24 protein-coding genes and 1 pseudogene are annotated in these 19,785 nt (G+C 74.8%); 18 read left to right on the top strand and 7 right to left on the bottom strand.

Annotated features, from left to right (window positions below; genetic code table 11):
* Positions 1–584 precede the first annotated feature (584 nt).
* The 3 genes from ABZ793_RS31335 (at position 585) to ABZ793_RS31325 (ending at position 3,088) form a co-directional block, all read left to right on the top strand.
* Positions 585–1,181, top strand: a complete 597-nt coding sequence (locus ABZ793_RS31335) for a hypothetical protein (RefSeq protein ID WP_357463875.1) — start codon at positions 585–587, stop codon at positions 1,179–1,181.
* A gap of 233 nt (positions 1,182–1,414) precedes the next feature.
* On the top strand, positions 1,415–2,386 hold the full coding sequence (locus tag ABZ793_RS31330; protein WP_357463872.1) for a pirin family protein: 972 nt from the start codon (positions 1,415–1,417) through the stop codon (positions 2,384–2,386).
* 42 nt (positions 2,387–2,428) lie between these two features.
* Positions 2,429–3,088, top strand: coding sequence for a hypothetical protein (locus ABZ793_RS31325; RefSeq protein WP_357463869.1), 660 nt, complete (start codon positions 2,429–2,431; stop codon positions 3,086–3,088).
* 221 nt (positions 3,089–3,309) lie between these two features.
* Here ABZ793_RS31325 and ABZ793_RS31320 read toward each other — a convergent pair whose 3' ends face one another.
* Both ABZ793_RS31320 and ABZ793_RS31315 read right to left on the bottom strand, forming a co-directional pair.
* On the bottom strand, positions 3,310–3,966 hold the full coding sequence (locus ABZ793_RS31320) for a DUF1345 domain-containing protein (protein ID WP_357463866.1): 657 nt from the start codon (positions 3,964–3,966) through the stop codon (positions 3,310–3,312).
* 52 nt (positions 3,967–4,018) lie between these two features.
* Positions 4,019–4,288 carry a DUF2795 domain-containing protein gene (locus ABZ793_RS31315; protein WP_357463863.1) on the bottom strand — a complete coding sequence of 90 codons (270 nt, stop codon included), beginning with the start codon at positions 4,286–4,288 and terminating at the stop codon, positions 4,019–4,021.
* Positions 4,289–4,442: 154 nt separating this feature from the next.
* On the opposite strand from ABZ793_RS31315, the gene ABZ793_RS31310 reads away from it, so the two are divergent.
* On the top strand, positions 4,443–4,853 hold the full coding sequence (locus tag ABZ793_RS31310) for a DUF2267 domain-containing protein (RefSeq protein ID WP_357463860.1): 411 nt from the start codon (positions 4,443–4,445) through the stop codon (positions 4,851–4,853).
* A gap of 104 nt (positions 4,854–4,957) precedes the next feature.
* On the opposite strand, the gene ABZ793_RS31305 is transcribed toward ABZ793_RS31310, so the two are convergent.
* Positions 4,958–6,124, bottom strand: coding sequence for a CaiB/BaiF CoA-transferase family protein (locus tag ABZ793_RS31305; RefSeq protein ID WP_357463857.1), 1,167 nt, complete (start codon positions 6,122–6,124; stop codon positions 4,958–4,960).
* A 93-nt stretch (positions 6,125–6,217) separates the two neighbouring features.
* Here ABZ793_RS31305 and ABZ793_RS31300 point away from each other — a divergent pair, with 93 nt between their 5' ends.
* From ABZ793_RS31300 to ABZ793_RS31265, 8 genes are all read left to right on the top strand, one after another.
* Complete coding sequence (locus ABZ793_RS31300; RefSeq protein ID WP_357463854.1) at positions 6,218–7,396, top strand: glycosyltransferase family 4 protein; 1,179 nt, start codon at positions 6,218–6,220, stop codon at positions 7,394–7,396.
* Entirely contained in the window at positions 7,389–8,378 is a 990-nt protein-coding gene (locus ABZ793_RS31295; RefSeq protein ID WP_357463851.1) for a glycosyltransferase family 9 protein, read from the top strand. The genes ABZ793_RS31300 and ABZ793_RS31295 overlap by 8 nt, the downstream gene beginning before the upstream one ends.
* A gap of 315 nt (positions 8,379–8,693) precedes the next feature.
* The gene (locus tag ABZ793_RS31290; protein ID WP_357463848.1) at positions 8,694–9,713 is read left to right on the top strand and encodes a TerC family protein; all 1,020 of its coding nucleotides are present in this window, start codon (positions 8,694–8,696) and stop codon (positions 9,711–9,713) included.
* A gap of 80 nt (positions 9,714–9,793) precedes the next feature.
* Positions 9,794–10,384 (top strand): sulfite oxidase-like oxidoreductase, encoded by a 591-nt coding sequence (locus ABZ793_RS31285; RefSeq protein ID WP_350712238.1) that lies wholly within the window; start codon positions 9,794–9,796, stop codon positions 10,382–10,384.
* Positions 10,381–11,115, top strand: a complete 735-nt coding sequence (locus tag ABZ793_RS31280) for a ferredoxin reductase (RefSeq protein WP_357463845.1) — start codon at positions 10,381–10,383, stop codon at positions 11,113–11,115. Before ABZ793_RS31285 ends, ABZ793_RS31280 begins: the two co-directional genes overlap by 4 nt.
* A gap of 20 nt (positions 11,116–11,135) precedes the next feature.
* A complete protein-coding gene (locus tag ABZ793_RS31275) occupies positions 11,136–11,429 on the top strand; it encodes a DUF6510 family protein (RefSeq protein WP_357463842.1) in 294 nt (97 codons plus the stop codon).
* Between the two features lie 59 nt (positions 11,430–11,488).
* Positions 11,489–11,860 (top strand): hypothetical protein, encoded by a 372-nt coding sequence (locus tag ABZ793_RS31270; RefSeq protein ID WP_357463839.1) that lies wholly within the window; start codon positions 11,489–11,491, stop codon positions 11,858–11,860.
* Between the two features lie 67 nt (positions 11,861–11,927).
* The gene (locus ABZ793_RS31265) at positions 11,928–12,455 is read left to right on the top strand and encodes a GNAT family protein (protein ID WP_357463836.1); all 528 of its coding nucleotides are present in this window, start codon (positions 11,928–11,930) and stop codon (positions 12,453–12,455) included.
* A 31-nt stretch (positions 12,456–12,486) separates the two neighbouring features.
* Here the strand turns inward: ABZ793_RS31265 and ABZ793_RS31260 are convergent, their stop codons facing one another.
* Positions 12,487–12,648, bottom strand: a complete 162-nt coding sequence (locus ABZ793_RS31260) for a hypothetical protein (protein WP_350712201.1) — start codon at positions 12,646–12,648, stop codon at positions 12,487–12,489.
* A gap of 152 nt (positions 12,649–12,800) precedes the next feature.
* Here ABZ793_RS31260 and ABZ793_RS31255 point away from each other — a divergent pair, with 152 nt between their 5' ends.
* Positions 12,801–14,102: an NAD(P)/FAD-dependent oxidoreductase gene (locus ABZ793_RS31255; protein ID WP_357463833.1), complete on the top strand. Its 1,302-nt coding sequence runs from the start codon at positions 12,801–12,803 to the stop codon at positions 14,100–14,102.
* A gap of 92 nt (positions 14,103–14,194) precedes the next feature.
* Here ABZ793_RS31255 and ABZ793_RS31250 read toward each other — a convergent pair whose 3' ends face one another.
* Positions 14,195–15,010, bottom strand: a complete 816-nt coding sequence (locus tag ABZ793_RS31250) for a fused MFS/spermidine synthase (protein WP_357463830.1) — start codon at positions 15,008–15,010, stop codon at positions 14,195–14,197.
* 65 nt (positions 15,011–15,075) lie between these two features.
* A complete protein-coding gene (locus tag ABZ793_RS31245; RefSeq protein WP_357463827.1) occupies positions 15,076–16,065 on the bottom strand; it encodes a DUF2267 domain-containing protein in 990 nt (329 codons plus the stop codon).
* A gap of 211 nt (positions 16,066–16,276) precedes the next feature.
* Between ABZ793_RS31245 and ABZ793_RS31240 the strand changes: the two genes are divergently transcribed.
* From ABZ793_RS31240 to ABZ793_RS31220, 5 genes and pseudogenes are all read left to right on the top strand, one after another.
* Positions 16,277–16,591, top strand: a complete 315-nt coding sequence (locus ABZ793_RS31240; protein WP_350712205.1) for a hypothetical protein — start codon at positions 16,277–16,279, stop codon at positions 16,589–16,591.
* Between the two features lie 72 nt (positions 16,592–16,663).
* Positions 16,664–16,861 (top strand): annotated as a pseudogene (locus ABZ793_RS31235) (SpoIIE family protein phosphatase); the annotation flags it as partial.
* A gap of 323 nt (positions 16,862–17,184) precedes the next feature.
* Positions 17,185–17,532 (top strand): STAS domain-containing protein, encoded by a 348-nt coding sequence (locus ABZ793_RS31230; RefSeq protein WP_357463823.1) that lies wholly within the window; start codon positions 17,185–17,187, stop codon positions 17,530–17,532.
* Positions 17,533–17,602: 70 nt separating this feature from the next.
* Complete coding sequence (locus tag ABZ793_RS31225; protein ID WP_357463820.1) at positions 17,603–18,049, top strand: response regulator; 447 nt, start codon at positions 17,603–17,605, stop codon at positions 18,047–18,049.
* 188 nt (positions 18,050–18,237) lie between these two features.
* Positions 18,238–18,786: an ATPase gene (locus ABZ793_RS31220; protein ID WP_357463817.1), complete on the top strand. Its 549-nt coding sequence runs from the start codon at positions 18,238–18,240 to the stop codon at positions 18,784–18,786.
* Between the two features lie 14 nt (positions 18,787–18,800).
* Here the strand turns inward: ABZ793_RS31220 and ABZ793_RS31215 are convergent, their stop codons facing one another.
* On the bottom strand, positions 18,801–19,643 hold the full coding sequence (locus ABZ793_RS31215; RefSeq protein WP_357463814.1) for a hypothetical protein: 843 nt from the start codon (positions 19,641–19,643) through the stop codon (positions 18,801–18,803).
* Positions 19,644–19,785 lie beyond the last annotated feature (142 nt).

Here is a 19,785-nt window from a genome sequence, read left to right as displayed (position 1 = left end):
GCCCGCCGTGCCCGGCTCCGGGCGGTCAGGCTTGATCCCTGCGCCGGGCACGGCGGGCCACACCCCGGCGGTGGTCGCGGGCCGTCCGTGCCCGGATGTCCGTTGGCGCGCCGTCGTGTCCGGATGTCCGTTTGACGTCGAGCTGCCTCGTTCCGCGAGATCACGTGCCACAGCAGACCCGGCGGGCTGCGGCGGCACCGTGTGCCCCATCTGTGAGGGCAGCTCGACAGGGGCCGGGGTGGCGGCGTCCCGTGGGTCCGGTTTCGGGGTGTGACCGGGGGCATCGTGGGCGCGGAATCGTGGCCGGGGCGGGGTCGTTACACCATGCGTACGGCCGAGCAAGGCCGCGCCGCCCCGACGGGCTGGTGCGCGGGCCCCGGGCCCGGAATGATGGCGGGCCGCCGGTCGTTACACATGGTCCCGGCCCGGCGAGGGGCATCCCCCGCCCCGCTAGGCGGCTGGTTCTGATCTTCCCGGCGCGAGACGCCGGATCCCCCGTAGTTCTTTGAGCGCCGGACGGTGCTTGCACCCCTTCGCCGACCCCCCCTCGGCAATGTGGTGCCAACCCCCGAATGGAGCGTCTGATGAACACGATCATGCGTAAGAGCGTTCTGGGTATTGCTGGTCTGGCCTTTGCCGGTGGTGTGTTCGCCGGTCCGGCTGCTGCTCACGCCGCCCCGACGGTCGAGTCGGGTAAGCCCGTGGCTGTGGCGGTGCAGGCCGACAAGCCGGCCGTGGACACCGCGAAGCTGATCCCGCACGGTGTGCAGGGTGCGCAGTCGCGGATCGACCTGTCGGATGAGCAGGTCGGTAACGTGAAGGCGATCATCGCGGCGACGAAGAAGGCCGGCATGGACGAGCGGGCCGCGGTGGTGTCGATCGCGACGGCGTTGCAGGAGTCGAAGCTGGAGAACCTGGGTCATCTGGGTGACCGCAACGACCACGACTCGCAGGGCCTGTTCCAGCAGCGCCCGTCCTCGGGTTGGGGCACGGTGGAGCAGATCACCGACCCGGAGTACTCGACGATGGCGTTCCTGAAGGGTCTGAAGCAGGTCGACGGGTGGCAGGACATGCCGCTGACCGAGGCCGCGCAGACCGTGCAGGTGTCGGCGTACCCGGACCACTACGCCCAGTGGGAGCAGCAGGCCGCCGACCTGGTCGCCGAGCACTGGAACAAGTGACGACAGTCGAACGATGCCGCTGGCCGGTACCCCTGTTCGGGGGTGCCGGCCAGCGGCGTTTCGGCGTCTCTCCCGCCAGCGGGGCGGTGATCGGGTGGGGCCGGACGCGGACTCCCTCGTCGGCCCTGGGAGGTGACGGGCGATGAGCGGCGTCGCGGCAGGAGACATCGTCGCGTCGGGGCCGGGGGAGTGGCCGTCCGGGGCGGGCACGATGCCGGGCGTACAGTCGGCTGGTGGAGCGTACCGAGAAAATGCCTGCGGAGACCCGCCCGCCCGGCGTGGCCACGGCCGATCCCGGCAGCGTCCTGCTGCCGGGCCACGACGTGCCGCTGGGCCGCTACACGACGGTGCGGCGGCTGCTGCCGCAGCGCCAGCGGCGGATGGTCGGGGCCTGGTGCTTCGTGGACCACTTCGGCCCGGACGACGTGGCCGAGCGGCCCGGCATGGAGGTGCCGCCGCACCCGCACACCGGCCTCCAGACGGTGACGTGGCTGCTGGACGGGGAGATCCTGCACCGGGACAGCCTCGGCAACGTGCAGCCGATCCGCCCCGGCCAGCTCAACGTGATGACCTCTGGGCACGGCATCGCGCACTCCGAACGGTCGCCCGATCGGCATCCGCCGCTGATGCACGGCGTGCAGCTCTGGGTGGCGCTGCCGGACCCGGCCCGCGCCGGTGCGGCCGACTTCGCCCACCACGCCGACCTGCCCCGCTGGCGTGACGGCGAGCTGGACGTCACGCTGCTGGTCGGCGAGATGGAGGGTGAGCGGTCGCCGGCTGTGACGCACACCCCGCTGCTCGGCGCGCAGCTCGAGGTGCGCGGGGCCGCGCCGGCCACGCTGCCGCTGCGGCGCGACTTCGAGTACGCGCTGCTGGCCATGTCCGGCGCCGCCGAGGTCGACGGTGTGTCGCTCGCCCCCGGGGCGCTGCTCTACCTCGGCACCGGCCGGGACGGGCTCACCCTGACCGGCGAGGTGGGCAGCCGCCTCCTGCTGCTCGGCGGGGCACCCTTCGAGGAGCCGCTGGTGATGTGGTGGAACTTCGTCGGCCGCTCGCACGAGGAGGTCGCCGCCGCCCGGGAGGACTGGATGGCCGGGCGGCGCTTCGGCGTCGTCGCCGACGACCCGGCCCCGCCGCTGCCCGCCCCGGCACTGCCCACCACCCGGCTCAAGGCGCGCGACCGCAGCGGGGGAGTCCTCGGCTGACCCGGGCAGGCGTGGCCGGGCCCGACATGGGTAGTCGCCGGCATGCCGACCATCTCCCGCATTGAGGACAAGAAGCGACTGGTGCGCCGGCTCGCCGGCAGCGGGCGGGGCTTCGCGGAGCAGTACGGCTTCCGGGTCACGAACAACCCGTCGAGCCTGTTCCAGGTGCTCTGCCTCGCCGTGCTGCTAGCCCGGCGCGGCGACTTCCGGCGTGCCCTGGACACCGCGCACGCGCTGCCCGAGGCGGGCTGGGACAGCGCCGCCCGGCTGGCCCGCTCGCTGCATGCCGACCGGGTGCGCGTGCTGCGCGACAGCGGCCAGCGCGGCGACGTCGACGCGCTCGCCGACACCCTGGGCGACCTGGCCCGGGCCGTCGTCGAGCGCTACCGGGGCGACCTGCGCCGGCTGCGCGCGGTGGCGCACCACGACCCGGCCCGGGAGCGCGAGCTGCTCACCGAGCTGCCCGGCGTGGACGCCGCCGTGGCCGACCTGTTCCTGCGCGAGGCGCAGGCGCTGTGGCGGGAGGTGGCGCCGGTGGCCGACCGCAGGGCGCTGGTCGCGGCCCGCCGGCTGGGGCTGGGACGCTCCGCCGACGACCTCGCGGGGCTGGCCGGCAGCGGCGAGTCCGAGCGGCTCGCCTGGCTGGTCGGGGCGCTGGCCCGGGTCGACCTGGAGCAGCGGTACGCGGAGCTGACCCCCTGACGCGCGCGGTGTGCTGGCCCACAGTTCGCCGATAATCCTCCGAACGGGGGATGGCGCATCGTATGATGATCTCGGCAGTGATGACCGCCCGGTTCGGGCGTACATCAACCGCCTGGTGGTCGCGGCCCGGTTCGGGCCTCGTCGACCGTCGGTCAGGTTCTGCGTGGCGCCCCGGTTCGCGGTTCGCGGCCGGGGCGCCCGCCTGTCCGGCTGCTACCCGCTCACCTGGCCAGGCCCGCCAGCAGGTTCACCGTCACCGCGATGACGAACGCCCCGAACAGGTACGACAGCATGGAGTGCCGCAGCACCGTCCGGCGCATCTCGTTGCAGGTGAGTGAGGTGTCGGAGACCTGGAAGGTCGCCCCCACGGTGAACGCCAGGTAGGCGAAGTCGGAGTATTGCGGCGGCTCCGGCTGGTTGAAGTCCACCCCACCGTCCGGCCCGGTGTAGTAGATCCGCGCGTACCGGGCGGCGAACACGGTGTGCACCACCAGCCAGGACAGCAGCACGCTGAGCACGCCCAGCCCGCTGTAGACGTTCCAGAGGGTCGTGGCGGGCCCCTGGTGGGCGCGGGTCACCACGACGCCGACCGCCAGCAGGCTGGTCAGGCAGGCGACGAGCAGCAGGGTGTCGCGGGCCGCCCGGTTCGGGTCCTCGTACACCGCCAGCTGGGCCGTCCGGCTCGCGTCCATCGGCCACACCTTGTGCCAGACCAGCACCAGCCAGCTCAGCGCGGCAGCGTCCCAGCCGACCAGGGGGGCGAGCTCCAGCGAGGCCGTCAGCGCGGTGAGGCCGCCGGCCAGCAGCCCGACCACGCCCATCACGGTGAGCTGGAGGGCGGCCGGGGTGTGCCCGTACGGCCGCGGACCGTCACCCACCGGTCCCGCCCTCGCAGGCGCCGCCGCCGGTCAGCCGAGGCGTCGGCAAGGCTCAGATGCCGCGCAGGTGCTGCGAGACCCGCTGGTGCCGCTCCCGGGCCTGCGCCGCCCGCTGGGACGGGCCGACCTCGGGCGCGGCGTCGATGTGTGCGGAGCGGGCCACCTCGTTGCCGTTGGCGTAGTCGACCGGTGGCAGGGCCCGCAGGGCCTGCAACACGTCCGGCGGGGCGCCCTCGCGTTCGGCCTCGCGTACCACGTCGTCCTTCCCGGCCGGGTAGTCCAGGCTCGACAGGTACTGCAGCACGTCGGCGTAACTCGCCATGGTGTCGGCTCCTCCGGGCATCGATCCGGTCACGACCGGCGGCGGTTACCCGCCCGGCGGTCCGTCACGCGCCGTCCGGCGGGGAAATTCGCCGCCGTTTCCCGGACGGGGCACCGGGTACGCGCAGCCGACGCAGGCGCGGAAGGAGCCACGGATGAACTACGACACCTTCGTCGACCAGGTCGCCCGGCGCACCCGCATGTCCTCCGAGCAGGCGGTGGCGCTGACCCGGGCCACGCTGGAGACCCTCGCCGAGCGGCTGACCGGCGGGGAGGTGCTGGACCTGGCGGCGCAGCTGCCCAAGCCGTTGCAGGTGGTGATGAAGCCGAGGCCGCGCACGGAGTCGGCGGACCGGTTCGGTGCGGCCGAGTTCGTCGCGCGGATCGCCGTGCGGGCCGGCGTCGACGAGTCGGCGGCCAGGGACGCCGCCCGCGCGGTCTTCATCACGCTCCGCGAGGCGATCACCGGCGGTGAGTTCGACGACGTGGCCACCCAGCTGCCGCGCGACTACCGGATGCTGGTGGAACCCGCGATGGCTCCCGGCGCCACCCTGCGCCGCTCCTGACCGGCCGGCCGACCTGCCCGCCGACCGTCCGTCCCGCGACCCGGCACGGCGGTCGGACGTCGGGGTGTGACCCGCCCCGACCGACCCGGCACGACCGGCGGCGGTCAGGCGACCGCGCCGGCGGCGCGCAGGGCGGCGACGCGGCCCGGGTCGAAGCCCGCTTCGGCCAGCAGTTCGTCGGTGTGCTCGCCGGGCTGCGGCGGCGGGCGACGCAGCGCCGTCGGCGTGCCGGAGAAGCGGGGCGCCGGGGCCGGCTGGGTGACCCCGTCCTGCTCCACGAAGGTGCGCCGGGAGGCCAGGTGCGGGTGCTCGGGCGCCTCCCGCCAGTCCAGCACCGGCGCCACACAGGCGTCCGACTGGCCCAGCAGCGCCGTCCACTCGTCCCGGGAGCGGGTGCGGAACAGGCGCGCCCACGCCCGGCGCAGCGCCGGCCAGTTCGCCGGGTCGGTGCGGTCCAGCGCCTCGTCCGGGTGCAGCGGAAAACCGCTGCGCCGGACCAACTCGTCGTAGAACTGCGGCTCCAGTGCGCCGACGGCCAGATAGCGGCCGTCGGCGCACTCGTACGTGTCGTAGAACGGGGCGCCGCCGTCGAGCAGGTTCACCCCACGCGGGTCCTGCCACATGCCCAGCCGGCGCAGCGCGTGGATCTGGGTGCTGAGCACCGCCACGCCGTCCACGATGGCCGCGTCGACCACCTGGCCGCGCGCGCCGCCGCGCACCGCGTACAGGGCCGAGACCAGGCCCAGGGCGAGCATCATCCCGCCGCCGCCGAAGTCGCCGAGCAGGTTCATCGGCGGCACCGGGCGCTCCCCGGGCCGCCCGATCCCGTGCAGCACCCCGGTCAGCGCCACGTAGCCGATGTCGTGTCCGGCGTACGGGGCGGCGGGGCCGTCCTGCCCCCAGCCGGTCATCCGCCCGTAGACCAGTCGCGGGTTCACCGCCAGGCACTCCGCCGGGCCGACACCGAGCCGCTCGGTCACCCCCGGCCGGAAGCCCTCGATCAGCGCGTCGGCGCCGCCGGCCAGGGCCAGCACCACCTCCCGGCCGCCGGGGGACTTCAGGTCCACCCCGATCGAGCGGCGCCCCCGGTTGAGCAGGTCCGGGTGCGGGCTGCCGAACGCACCCGGGTCCACATCGGTGGCCCGGTCCACCCGGACCACGTCCGCGCCCAGGTCGGCCAGCATCATCGCGGCGAACGGGCCGGGCCCGATGCCGGCCAGCTCGACCACCCGTACGCCGGCCAGCGGGCCGGCCGGCACGTCCTCGGTCATCGGCACACGATAGGGGTCATCGGCACACGATAGGCGCTGCGCGTTTGCGCCGTAAGGGGCCGGGAACCCGCCGGGCGAGAGGCGGGAGGTGGCGTGGTCGACGACCGGATCAGGGTGGCCATGCTGCACGGTCCCGGCCGGCCCGACGCCGACGGCGTCAGCGACTACGTGGCGCACCTGGTCGAGGCGCTGGACGACGTGGGCGTCGAGGTGACCCCGGTGCCGGTGCGTCCCGACGGGGACCGGGGCGGCTGGCGGGCCGCCACCGTCCGGGCCGCGCGCCGGGTCCGCGAGCTGGCCCCCGACGTGGTGCACGTGCAGTTCGCGCCGTCGGCGTACCGGTTCTCCGGTCAGCCCGGCCTGCTGCCGTGGCGGCTGCCCAGGCGGGTGCCGTTGGTCACCACCCTGCACGAGTACGGGTGGTGGGCCTGCCCACGCTGGCTGCCGGGCCGGCTCTGGTCGGCGGCGGAGCGGGCCCGCTGCTGGGACCGGGAGTCGGGCCGGCTGGTGCCGGCCAGCGCGGCGGTCATCGTCACGAACCCCGGCCACGGGGACGTGGTCCGCGCGCGCACCGGTCGCGCCCCGACGCACATCCCGATCGCCCCGAACGTCGCCGACCACGTCGGCGCGGCCACCGCCGGGTGGCGCCTGCGGGCCGAGCTGGGTCTGCCCGAGGGCGCCCCGCTGCTGGCCTTCTTCGGCTTCGTGCACCCCGTGAAGGGGCTGCGGCACCTGGTCGAGGCGCTGCCCGACCTGCGGCGCGACCACCCCGAACTGCGGCTGCTGGTGGTCGGCGGGTTCACCTCGCAGGCGTTGCCGGAGCCGGAGGCGCGGGCGTTCCGCGCCGAGCTGACCGGGCTGGCCCGCCGGTGCGGGGTGGCCGAGGCGGTGACATTCACCGGGCATCTGCCCGCCGAGCGGGTCTCCGCCGCGCTGCACGCCGCCGACGTGGCGGTGCTGCCGTTCACCGCCGGGGTGAGCACGAAGAGCGGCGCCCTGCTCGCCGCGCTGGCGCACGGCGTGCCGACGGCGGTGACGGTGCCCGACCCCGCCGACGACGAGCTGCGCCGGGGCGGGGCGGTGGCGGTGATCGGGCGGCGCCGGGACAGCGCCGCGATCGCGCGCACCGTGGGCAGGCTGCTGGCCGATCCGGTGCTGCGCCGCCGGCTCGCCGAGCGGGGGCGGGCCTTCGCCGCCGCGTACTCCTGGCCGAGGGTCGCCGCCGCGCACCGCGACCTCTACGCGCGGACGCTGGGGCGGGCCGGTGCCTGAGGCGTACGCGGACATCCTGGTGGTGGACCTGCTCGGCGGGATCGGCGACCTGCTGATGCTGCTGCCGGCGGTGCACGGCCTGGCCCGCCGCAACCCGGGCGCGCGGCTGCGGGTGCTCACCCACGACCCGGGGGCGGAGCTGGTGCGCGCCGACCCGGCGGTCGCCGAGGTGCGCACCCCCCGCCACGGCCGGCCGGGCGCGGAACGGGAGGCGGTGGTCGAGGCGCTCGCGGCGGCGCGGCCGGACCTGGCGGTCGGCACCACCCGCTACGACGGCATCGCGGAGCTGCTGGAGGCCGCCGCCGCGCGGGCGGTGACGAACCTGTGGCGTGGCCCGCCACCGCACCAGCCGGTGGGCTCGCGCTACCTGGAGATCCTGCACGCCGAGGGGCTGCTGGACGCCGCCGACCGGTCCGCCCGCCCGCGTGTGCACGTCGACGACGACGCGCGTCGCGCCGGAGAGCGGGCGGTGGCCCGGTTGGTGGGGGAGCCGCTCGCGCCGCCCGTGGTGCTGGTGACCGACGTCGGGATGGCGGTGAAGCGGTGGCCCGGGCGGCGCTGGCGGGCCCTGGCCGGGGAGCTGGCTCGGCGCGGTCACCCGGTGCTCACGGTCGGCCCCGTCGACCCCGACGCGCCGCTCGGGGTGCCGCTGCCCCGGTCCGACCTGCCCACGCTCGCCGGCCAGTTCGCCGCGGTGGGCCGGCGCGGTGGGGTGGTGGTCGGGTCCGACACCGGGCCGGTGCGGCTCGCCTCCGCCGCCGGCGCCACGACGGTCGCGCTGTTCGGCCCCACCGACGCCCGGCGGTACGGGATGGGCGGCACGGATCTCCAGGGGTTGCCGGGGTGCCCGCACCGGCGCCCCACCGCCATCACGGAGCAGCCGTGCTGGTGGGAGGCGCGTTGCCCGCTCGACGCGGCGGGCCCGGCGTGCATGGCCGACCTCGACGTGGCCGCCGTGCTCGCCGCCGTCGCCGCCCGCTGACCGCCGCCCGGCCGGTACGGGTGGCGTGCCCTGTCGCTGTTCGTCGAGGGCACCCTGCGCTTCGTCCTGGTTCTCGCCTTCGACGTCCTGGCCCTGGCGACCGCCCCGCGTGCCCGCTCGACGGGGGCGCGCGTGATCCCGTGTGCCCCGTTTGCCGTGCCCGCCGAGCCTGCCATAACCTTGTCGCCACGAGGGGAGTACTTCCCACGAGCCATCCCGGTCAGTACGGCGTGCCCGGAGCACGCCTCGGGTGGTTGCCCACAGAACGGTGGGTGAAGGAGACCTCGAACATGACAGGGTGTTCGAGGAGGCTCCATGTCCGATTTGCCGTACCTTGCCGTGACCGAGATCCACTCGGTCGGCACCCCCACGCTGTGGGGCGTCACCATCGCCGCCGTGCTCGCCCTGCTGGTGCTGGACTTCCTGGTCACCCGCCGGCCGCACGAGGTGTCGATCCGGGAGGCGCTGGGCTGGTCGACGTTCTACATCGCCCTGCCGCTCGCCTTCGGCGCGTGGGTCTGGTCCCGCTACGGCTCCGAACAGGGCGTGGAGTACCTCACCGGTTACCTGGTGGAGAAGTCGCTCTCGGTCGACAACCTGTTCGTCTTCATGCTGCTGCTGGCCGCGTTCGCGGTGCCGGCGGTGCTCGCCCAGCGGGTGCTGCTCTACGGCATCGTCGGGGCGCTGGTGCTGCGCGCGGTCTTCATCGCCCTCGGCGCGGCGGCCCTGCAGACCCTGGACTTCGCCTTCCTGCTCTTCGCGGTCATCCTGATCGCTACCGCCGTGAAGCTGCTGCGTGACGCCCTCTCCGGGCACGAGCAGGAAGTCGACATCAACAAGATGCGCTCGGTGCAGCTGCTGCGCAGGTTCATGCCGGTCACCGAGGAGTACCACGGCACGAAGATGACCGTGCGCCTCGCCGGACGGCGGACGCTCACCCCGTTCGCCCTCGTGGTGGTCGCCCTGCTCGTCACCGACGTGGTCTTCGCCGTCGACTCGGTGCCCGCCGTGTACGGCATCACCGAGGACCCGTACCTGGTCTTCGCCACCAACGCGTTCGCCCTGCTGGGGCTGCGCGCGCTCTACTTCGTGCTGCACGCCGCGCTCAGCCGGCTGGTCCACCTCAGCTACGGTCTGGCGATCATCCTGGCGTTCATCGGCGTCAAGCTGGGCCTGCACTGGGCGCACGGCATCTGGGCGGGCGTGCCGGAGATCCCCACCCTCGCCTCGCTGGGCGTCATCATCGGCGTCCTGGTGATCGTCACGCTCACCAGCCTCCGGGCCACCCGCGGCGCCGCGCCGGGCAGGAAGGAAGTGGTGGTCGAGCGGCGCTGAGCGTCACCCGCCGCGGTGCCGTTCCGGCCGACCACGCCTGCCCGACCCACCCGGGGTGGTACGACTGACGGGTGGGAATCGTGTCACCGGGCTTCCAGGGCCGGCCCCGCTCCGCGGAGCCGGCCCTGCCGCCGGGGCAGTACCTGACGGAGGACTTCCCGGTCCTCTCCGCCGGCCCGACACCCAAGGTGCCGCTGGAGACCTGGGAGTTCCTCATCTCCACCGAGTCCGGCGTGGAGTTCCGCTGGACCTGGGACGAGCTGATGGCGCTGCCCCAGGAGACCCCGACGGTGGACATCCACTGCGTCACCCGCTGGTCGAAGCGCGACACCGACTGGCAGGGCGTCTCCCTGGACACGCTGCTGGAGGGCATCGACACCGGCGCGCACTACGCGCAGGCCCACTCGTACGGCGGCTACACCACCAACCTGCCGCTGGCCGACCTGCGCGGCGGGCGGGCCTGGGTGGCGCACTCGTACGACGGCGGGCCCCTGCCGGCCGAGCACGGCGGCCCCGCCCGGCTGCTCGTGCCGCACCTGTACTTCTGGAAGTCCGCCAAGTGGGTGCGCGGCATCCGGCTCACCACGGAGGACCAGCCCGGGTTCTGGGAGACCGCCGGCTACCACGACTACGGTGACCCGTGGCGTGAGCAGCGGTACCAGGGCGATTGACCGCCCCGCTGCGGTGGCGGGTGGCCCGGCTCGCCGAGCGCCGGGTGGAGACGCCGACCGCGCACACCCTGGTGCTGGAGGTGCCCGGCTGGCCGGGGCACCTGCCCGGGCAGCACGTCGACGTGCGGCTGACCGCCCCCGACGGGTACCAGGCGGCGCGGTCGTACTCGCTGGCCGGACCGGCCGACGGGGACCGGATCGCGCTGACCGTGCAGCGAATGCCCGACGGCGAGGTGTCGCCGTACCTCGTCGACGTCTACGCCCAGGGCGACCCGGTGGAGGTGCGCGGCCCGGTCGGCGGCTGGTTCGTCTGGCGGCCGGAGGAGGCCGCGCCGGTGCTGCTGGTGGCCGGCGGCTCGGGCGTGGTGCCGCTGATGGCGATGGTGCGGGCGCGCCGCGCCGCCGACAGTCGCGCGCCGTTCCGGCTGCTCTACTCGGTGCGCACCCCCGCCGACGTGTTCTACGCCGACGAGCTGCGCGCCCGCGTCCGCGACGACCGGGGCCTGGACGTGACGTACGTGTACACCCGCCAGGCGCCGGAGGGCTGGCGGGGGGAGCCGCACCGGATCGGCCTGGCCGACGTCAGCAGCCACGGCTGGCCGCCCGAGCTGGAGCCGCTCTGCTACGTCTGCGGCCCGACCGGCTTCGTGGAGACCGTGGCGGACCTGCTCGTCGGGCTCGGCCACGCGAGCCGGCGGGTGAAGACCGAGCGGTTCGGCCCGACCGGCTGAGCGTCGAGGAGGAGTGTCCGATGACCGAGCTGTCGTACCTGGACGGCAACATGCTCGACGGCCCGCTGCGGGAGCTGTTCGCCGTCGACCTGAGCGCCGCCAGCGGGCGGTGCGCGCACTGCGGCACGCTCGGCCCGCTGGCCGGCCTGCACGTCTACTCGCACGCGCCCGGGCTGGTGGCCCGCTGCCCGAACTGCGCCGAGGTGATGTTGCGGCTGGTCCGCTCGCCCGACCGGGCCTGGCTGGATCTGCGCGGGGCCACCTTCCTCCAGGTGCCGATGCCGCTGGACCAGCCGCACCCGGGCCCGCTGTGACGGCGGGCCCGGACGGGGGCGGGGCGGGCCCGGCAGCCGGGACGGGCGGAGGTGGGGCGGTGGACGAGGACCTGCGGGCGCGGTCGGCGCGGGAGGTGTTCGAGGACCACCTGCGGCTGGCCGCCGAGCACCGGTTCGCGGAGGACCTGGCGCGCAACGTCTCGCCGTCCTGCGTGGTGCTGGAGCGCCGGGGCGTGTTCCGGGGGCACGCCGGGGTCCGGGAGCTGGCGCGCTGGCTGGAGGAGGAGCTGCCCGGCGGCGGGTACGCGTACACGAACAAGCTGGTCGAGGGCCGGATGGCGTTCCTGGAGTGGACGGCGGACGCCGACGGCGTGCGGGTCCGCGACGGGGCGGACTCGTTCCTGATCGAGCAGGGCTGGATCGTCGCCCAGACCATCCACTACACCGTCGAGCGCACCGGCGGCGGGTGACGGCTCGCGGCGCGATCGGGCGCAATCCGCTGGACATCGCCGGTGGGGGCGGCCACAGTTGTCCGCCGTGAGATACCTGCGTACCGCCGGGCCGGTCGGCATCCGCCGGCCCCGGCCCGCCGACGAGGCCGAGTTCGTCGCGGCGGCCCGGCGCAGCCGGGACCTGCACCACCCCTGGCTCTCCGCCCCCGACGACCCGACGAGGTACGCCGCGTACCTGGCCAAGATCCGGCGGCGGGACCACGCGGGCTACCTGATCTGCGACCGGGCCTCCGGCGCCATCGCCGGGTACGTGAACATCAGCGGGATCCTCATGGGCGCGCTGCGCGGCGGATACCTGGGCTACGCCGCCTTTCTGCCGTACAGCGGCACCGGGCACGCCTCGGCCGGCATCGGCCTGGTGGTCGCGCACGCCTTCGACACGCTCGGCCTGCACCGGCTGGAGACGAACATCCAGCCGGGCAACGAGCCGTCCCGCCGGGTGGCCCGCCGGCTCGGCTTCCGGCTGGAGGGCTACTCACCCGAGTACCTGTTCATCGACGGGGCGTGGCGCGACCACGAGCGGTGGGCGATCACCGCCCCAGCCGGGCCGTAGGCGGTCAGCGCCCGGGCCGGGCCGTAGGCGGTCAGCGCCCGGGCCGGCGCGCCTCGGGGCGCTGACCGCCGAGGCGCTCGATCCGTCCCTGCTTGTGCTCGACGCGCCGCCGCTGCCGGGGCGTGAGGTGTTTCCGGCCGCTCTGCCGCAGGTAGATCGGCTGCCGCTGGTCGTTGGACATCGGCATGCTCATGGCGCAGTCCTCCCATCGTCGGGGTGGACCACCAGCGTGCATCCGGGCCGGGTGAGACGAACCCACCCGGCCCGGGTGATCCGACGTGGGCGGGTGCTGAGATTGCCCGATCTGCCATGTTTGTCGGGGCGTGGTGTGGGAACGGGGCCGCAATGACGAAACCTCGGGTGGTGATCGTGGGGGCCGGGTTCGCCGGATACCACGCGGCGAAGACGTTGAGCCGGTTGGCCAGGGACCGGGCCGAGATCGTGTTGCTGAACTCCACCGACTACTTCCTCTACCTCCCGCTGCTGCCCGAGGTGGCCGCCGGCGTCGTGGGGCCGACCCGGATCTCCGTGCCGCTGACCGGGACCCTCGACGGGGTGCGGGTGGTCATCGGCGAGGCCGACCACGTCGACCTGCAGAACCGCTGGGTCGGCTTCACCCAGCCGGAGGGGGACCGCAACCGGCTCGCGTACGACCGGCTGGTCCTCGCCGTCGGCAGCGTCAACAAGCTGCTGCCGATCCCCGGCGTCACCGAGTACGCGCACGGCTTCCGTGGCCTGCCCGAGGCGCTCTTCCTGCACGACCACGTGGTCCGGCAGATCGAGTTGGCCGAGCAGGCCGAGGACCCCGCCGAGCAGAAGGCCCGCGCCACCTTCGTGGTCGTCGGCGCCGGCTACACCGGCACGGAGGTGGCCGCGCACGGCCAGCTCTTCACCGACGAGTTGGTCTCCCAACGCCCCCGACTCAAGATCCGCCCGAGGTGGATGTTGCTGGACGTCGCGCCCCGGGTCCTGCCCGAGCTGGACAAGCGGATGTCCGACACCGCCGACCGGGTGCTGCGCCGGCGCGGCGTCGACGTGCGGATGGGCACCTCCGTGGCCGAGGCCACCGCCGACGGGGTGAAGCTCACCGACGGCGAGTACGTCCCCACCTGCACCCTCGTCTGGTGCGTCGGCGTGCGCCCCGACCCGTTCGTCGCCGAGCTGGGGCTGCGCACCGAGAAGGGCCGCCTGGTCGTCGACGAGTACCTCGGCGTCCCCGGCTTCCCCGAGGTGTACGCCTGCGGCGACGCCGCCGCGGTGCCGGACCCGACCCGGCCCGGGCAGATCTGCGCGATGACCGCGCAGCACGCCCAGCGGCAGGGCAAGCTGGCCGCGCACAACATCGCCGCCTCCTACGGGCAGGGGCGGCGCAAGGCGTACAAGCACTACGACCTGGGCTGGGTCGTCGACCTGGGCGGCAAGGACGCGGCGGCGAACCCGTTGAAGGTGTCGCTGTCGGGGCTGCCCGCCAAGGTGGTTACCCGGGGCTACCACCTGCTGGCGATGCCGGGCAACCGGGCCCGGGTGGGCGCCGACTGGATACTGGACGCGGCGCTGCCCCGCCCGGCGGTGCAGCTCGGCCTGGTTCCGGCCAACGCGGTGCCCCTGGAAAGCTCCTCGCCCGAGGTGGCCGTCCGGGCCCGCTGACCAGCGCCGCACCCCGCCGGATCCGCCGTTGCCCGGGGCCACCGGGCGACTCGACCGCGTCCCGGACCCGTGGGCGGGCGAGCCCTCGGCGGTCAGGCCGGGCCGGGTGGTGGCTCGTCGGTGGCGGCGAGGGCGGCGTCGGTGGCGGGCCGGGCGCCGGCGACGAACGCGTCCAGGGTCGCCGCGTGCAGCACCCCGCCGGGCACCGGATCCCGCGCCGCGCGGGCCGCCAGCCGGGCCACCGGCAGCCGTCCGGCGCGCGGCGCGGCGGCGAGGACGAGGTTGCCGTACCGCCGGCCGCGCAGCATCCGCCGGTCGGCGACGAGGCAGACGTCGGCGAAGACGGCCCGCAGGGTGGCCGCCTGCACCCTGGTGAAGACCAGCGGCGGCAGGTCCGTCACGTTGACCAGGTAGAGACCGTCCGGGCGCAGGGCCCGGGCCACCCCGGCGGCGAACTCGACGGTCGTCACGTGCCCGGGCATCCGGGCGGCCCGGTAGATGTCGGCGAGCACCAGGTCGTACCCGCCGCGCGGGGCGCCGGTCAGCGCGTCCCGGGCGTCGGCCACCCGCACGCGGACGTCGGCGGGCAGGGCCGGCAGTTCCCGCGCCACCAGGTCGACCACGGCCGCGTCCCGCTCGACGACCAGTTGCGCCGAGCCGGGCCGGGTGGCGGCCAGGTAGCGGGGCAGGGTCAGCGCGCCGCCGCCGAGGTGCAGCGCGTCCAGCGGCCGGCCGGGCGGCGCTGCCAGGTCCGCCACGGCGGCCATTCGCCGTACGTACTCGAAGTGGAGGTGGCGGGGGTCGGCGACGTCCACGTAGGACTGCTCCACGCCCGCGGCGAGCAGTGTGCGCCCGGTCGGTCGGGCCGGGTCCACGACCAGCTCCAGCCGGTGCGCGTCGACGTCCATTCCGGCACGCTAGCCGAGCCTCGGGGGCGGGCCGGCGGGGCGGTCGCCCGCCGGCCCGCGCCGGGTCAGCCGGTGGCCATCCCGGCGCCCGCCTCCTCGATCGCGTCGTCCACGGCGTGGGCGAGGTCCACGTCCATCGCGGTCACCACGGTCACCGCGCCGGCCCGCCGGGACCGTACGGTCACCACGGCGGTGGTCGCGTCGGGGCGGCCGATCCGCGGCCCGCGCCCGGTCTCCTGCCGCAGCTGGTCGATCAGGTCCAGTACCCGGTCGAGGTTGTCGGCCGGCAGCTGGATCGTGCGCGACAGCGCGTTGCCGTCGCCGGACCAGTACGGCAGCCCGGCGAGCGCCTCCCGCAGGTCCGCGTCGCTCAGCGGGGGCGTGGCGGTGGTCGCGCCGACCACCCCGCCGCCGACCGGCGGCGGTTGCAGCAGCTCGCGCAGGCCGTCGGGCACGTGCAGCGACTCGACCAGGTCGCCGTCGTGGTCGGCGAGCGCCGCCACGGTCGCCTCGGCCTGGTAGCGGGCCTGCTCCGGGGTGCGCCCACTGATCCGGCCCACCTCGGCCAGGAAGCCCGGCAGGTCCTGGCGCCGCCTGATGCCGTCCACCGGGACCACGTCGTGCAACTTCGTCGGCACCGCCGCGAGCAGCCGCCGCCGTTCCGCCTCGTCCAGGGCCCAGGCCAGCACCAGCACCGTCGACTCGACCCCCACCTTGGCGGTCCGGAAGTCGGCCCCGGTGCGGCGGACGACGTCGTCGACCAGTGCGCGGTACCCCATCGGGGTCACGCCCGGCGCGGCGAGGCCCGGATCCGGGGTGGGCCGGGGCGACTCGGGGACGCCGGCCGGCGGCGGAGCCGGCCCGCCGCGGGTGGTGTCGGGCTTGTGCCGCCTGCCGGCCGGCGGCGGCCCGGCGCGCTTGCCCCGGTCCAGGTGGGTGAGCTGCTTGGAGGCGCTCAGGCTGGCCCCCGTCTCGCTGGCCTGCATGCCGCGCTCGCGGGCCTGGCGGGCCAGCGTGCGGCGGCGCTGGTTGTCGCCCTCCATCTGCTTGCGCATGGTGACACCTCGCTTCCGCTGGTGTGCCTCGCTTCCGCCGGTCGCCTTCCCGCCGTCGCCGCCACCGAAACGGACGTCGGCGGCCCGGGCCGGTGACCCTCGGCAGGGGCGGGAGCTTCATCCGGCGGGGGTGAGGGGCGATCACCCGGCGGGGCCCGACGATCGCAGCGGACCGGAGCACTTCCGATCGGACGCGGAAGGACAGGTCGTGATGAAGAGGATCGTCGAGATCGTCCCCGCCCGACCCGGCTGGTACGCCCGCTGGCGTCTCTCGCCCGAGGACACCCGCTGCTACCCGGTGAGCCTGTGGGCGCTGCTGGAGGAGGCCGACGGCTCGGGCCGTGAGGTCGTCGGAGTGGACTGCATCGGGCAGTGGCCCGGTGCGGACGACAACGAGGCGGGTGGGGAGTTCGTCCGCTATCTCTTCCAGACTCCCGATTCCGGACCACCCGAGGACGCCGAGCCGCCAGGGGCCCGGCAGCGGCGGTCGACCGGGCCCCGGCTCCAGCCGGTCACCGCGACCTGAGCCTCACTCCGGCCCCCCGACCCCTGGTCCCAGGGTCGGGGGGCCAACCCGCGCCGTGCGGATGCCGGACGCGGTTCGGTCTTCTTCCTCGGCGACGTCTCCGGCAAGGGCGTCGAGGCGGCCGTCTTCACCGGCCAGCTGCGCCAGTGTCTGCAGGCGCTGCACCGGGTGGAGTCGCAGCCCGGGCGGCTGCTGAGGCTGCTCAACGACGCGTTGCTGGAGACCACCCAGGCACAGGGCCAGGGGCGGTTCGCCACGATGGTGCTGGGGGACGACCTCGGGTACATCGTGGACTTCCTGGCCGCCGCGCTCTACGTCGACGACGGCTCGCTGTTCGCCGAGTTCGTCGACTGGCTGGTGGACATCCTCACCAGTCGCGGCGTGCCGGCCCCCGCGCCGGGGTCGGCTCTGGAACACTACGGGCGGGTCCTGCACGACTTCCCCCGCGCCGCGGTTCCTCGAGGCGGCCCGCTCGTCCGTGGCCGCGCGGGGCGGCGCAGGGTCGCGCTGAGCGCGCTGCGGCCCCGGCCGGCACCCTGCTTATACTTGCCGCACTGCAAGCATCCGCCTGCGGTGGAGCGAGGGGGACCAGGGTGACGTTCACCGTCACGTACGCCGATCGCCAGGGCGGCGGGACCTGCCTGCGCCTGGCCGGCGAACTCGACCTGAGCACCGCACCCGAGCTGAACGCCGCGATCGACCGGCTGGTCGACGGCGGTGAGCGGCGCCTGCTGGTCGACCTGACCGAGTTGGTCTTCTGCGACTCGACCGGGATCGCCGCCTTCGTCCGGGGCGACAATCGTGTCGCCGCCGACGGCGGCTGGCTGCGGGTGACCGGCGCCAGCGGCCGGGTCGACCGGGTGCTCCAGGTGACCGGGCTGGCCGACGTGCTGAGATATGAACCCGACACGGCCGACCCGACCGCGCAGGCCGCCGGTTGATGGGCTACATTTCCCCGCCAGCATCGAGGACCGCACGGTCTTCCGTACCACCGACACGAAGCAGGTAGCGATGCGCGCAGACAGGCTGGGTCCCGTTCGCATCCTGGTGGTGGACGACGACCCGGGCGACGTGCTGATGATCGAGGAGGCCCTCGCGGACTCCGACGTCGACAAGGTCATCGACGTCGTCGGCGACGGCCAGGAGGCGATGGAGTTCCTGCGCCAGGAGGGGCGGCACACCGAGGCCCGGCGCCCCGACGTCATCCTGCTCGACCTGAACATGCCGCGGATGGACGGGCGGCAGGTGCTCGGCGCGGTCAAGGGCGACGAGGACCTGCGTACGATCCCGATCGTGGTGCTGACCACCTCCAACGCCGACACGGACATCGTGGGCAGCTACACCCTCCAGGCCAACGCCTACGTGACCAAGCCGATCGACCTGGACGACTTCAACGACGTGGTGCGCCGCATCGACGAGTTCTTCGGCCGGGTGGTCGTGCTGCCGAAGCGCACCTGACGCCGCACCGCCCGCCTGGGCGCGCCCGCCGCATTGTCCACGCCGGGCCGCCCACCGACACCCCGCGAGGCGCCCGACCCGCGTCGGCGCTCGCATGCTGAACATTTTTCCGGAACCCCCTCGGCGGTCGCCGCCAGCGCCGAGGATCCAGGTGGGGAAGAATTACCAGCTGCCTGGGGGGCGACAGTATGAGGTTCTCCGTCGTTGAGACCGGCTACGACCAGCGGCAGGTCGATTCCTGCCTCGACCAACTCGGCATCCGGTTGACCCGGCTCGCGGCCCGGGCCGAGGGCGCCGCCGGGGGCGGTCGGGAGTGGGACGAGATCCGTGACGAGGCGTCGGCGCTGTGCGGCCTGCTCCAGCGGCTGGACCTCGGCGACCGGGGGGTGGGCCGGTACGGGGTCGGGGGCGCCGAGCGGGAGGCGGCCGACATCCTGGCCCAGGCGCGCTTCGAGCTCGACGCGGCCCGCGAGGAGGCCCGGCAGGTCCGCGAGCGGGTCTACGCCGAGGCGGTGCAGGCCCGCCGGGACTTCGAGGCGGCGCTGTACGCCCGGCGGCGGCGCGAGGCCCGGGCGGACCAGATCCTCGGCGGGCTCGCGGGCGAGCCGGTGCCGGCCGACACCCCGACCGCCGCGGCCGGGCTGACCGGCGGCGGCGTGCCGGCGACGCGGATCGCCGCTCGTGGTGGCGCCGACGCGTCCAGCGAGCCGCCGGGCGGCCGCGCCGGGATCCGCTGACCCCGCGCGCCGCGTCAGGTCAGCGCGGCGACGATCGTCGTGGCCCGCCCCTCGTGCTGGGCGTACGCGTCGGGGAAGGCGGACACCTGCACGGCCTGGGCCGCGCCGGCCACGCTCATCTCCTGCCAGCCCGGGATCTCGCGCAGCGCCTCGTAGAACGCCCGGGCGGCGTACGCGGGGCGCATCAGCTCCCGCACCGTGCCCCAGCCGCTGCTCGGGCGCTGCTGGAAGAGGCCGACCGAGTCGTGGTCGGAGCCGCTGCCCTGGTGCGGGTACTGCCGGGACTCCGGGAGCACGTCGCTGGCCAGGTTGTAGAGGTTGCTCTCCTGCATGGCGGTGGCCACGGCGACCACCAGGGCCCGGCGGGGCATCTTCAGGTCCTCGCCCACGTCGACGATGATCTTGGCGTTGTCCATCTGGGCCTGGGTGAGCCCGGCGACGGGGCGGGGGCGGGCCGGCTTGGCCGGTTTGGCCGGCGCCTTGCGGGTGGCCGAGGGGGTCGGCTTGGGCGTCGGGCTGGCGCTGACCACGGGGGCGGGGGAGGCGGCCCGGTCCAGGGCGCGGGAGGCGCGTTCGTCGGTGGCGGCCCGCTCGGCCACCGCCTCGGCCACGGGCTCGCGAGGGGTGTCGGTGTCGCCGCGGGTGCCGGCGAACGCGGCGGCGCCGAGGCAGCAGGTCACGCCGGTGGCGAGGGCCACCCGGACGGGGGTCGAGGCGAGCAGGGCCCGGCCGCCGCGGCGCTGCCGCTCCGGGGCGCGATGACGGCCGATCGTCCGTTCGGTTGAGGCGGGATCGTCCGCAGCGGTGGCCTGTCGATCCTGGGTCAGCTTCTGGTCGAGGGGGTCGTCGGGACTCACCCGCCGAGGCTAGAAAGAGGAGCGCGAGTTGCCATCGGCCTGGTTGGTGGCATGCGCCACAAGTTGCGGTGATCCGCCTCCCCATTACGCCCTGCCAGTCATCAAGCGCGTGTTGCTCGCCTGTCGGGTCTTTCGCTTATGC

The sequence above is a fragment of the Micromonospora sp. NPDC047465 genome, from assembly GCF_040643125.1.
Taxonomy (GTDB): domain Bacteria; phylum Actinomycetota; class Actinomycetes; order Mycobacteriales; family Micromonosporaceae; genus Micromonospora.
The sequence above is the reverse complement of the archived record's forward strand: the minus strand, read 5'-3'. Positions and strand labels throughout refer to the sequence as shown.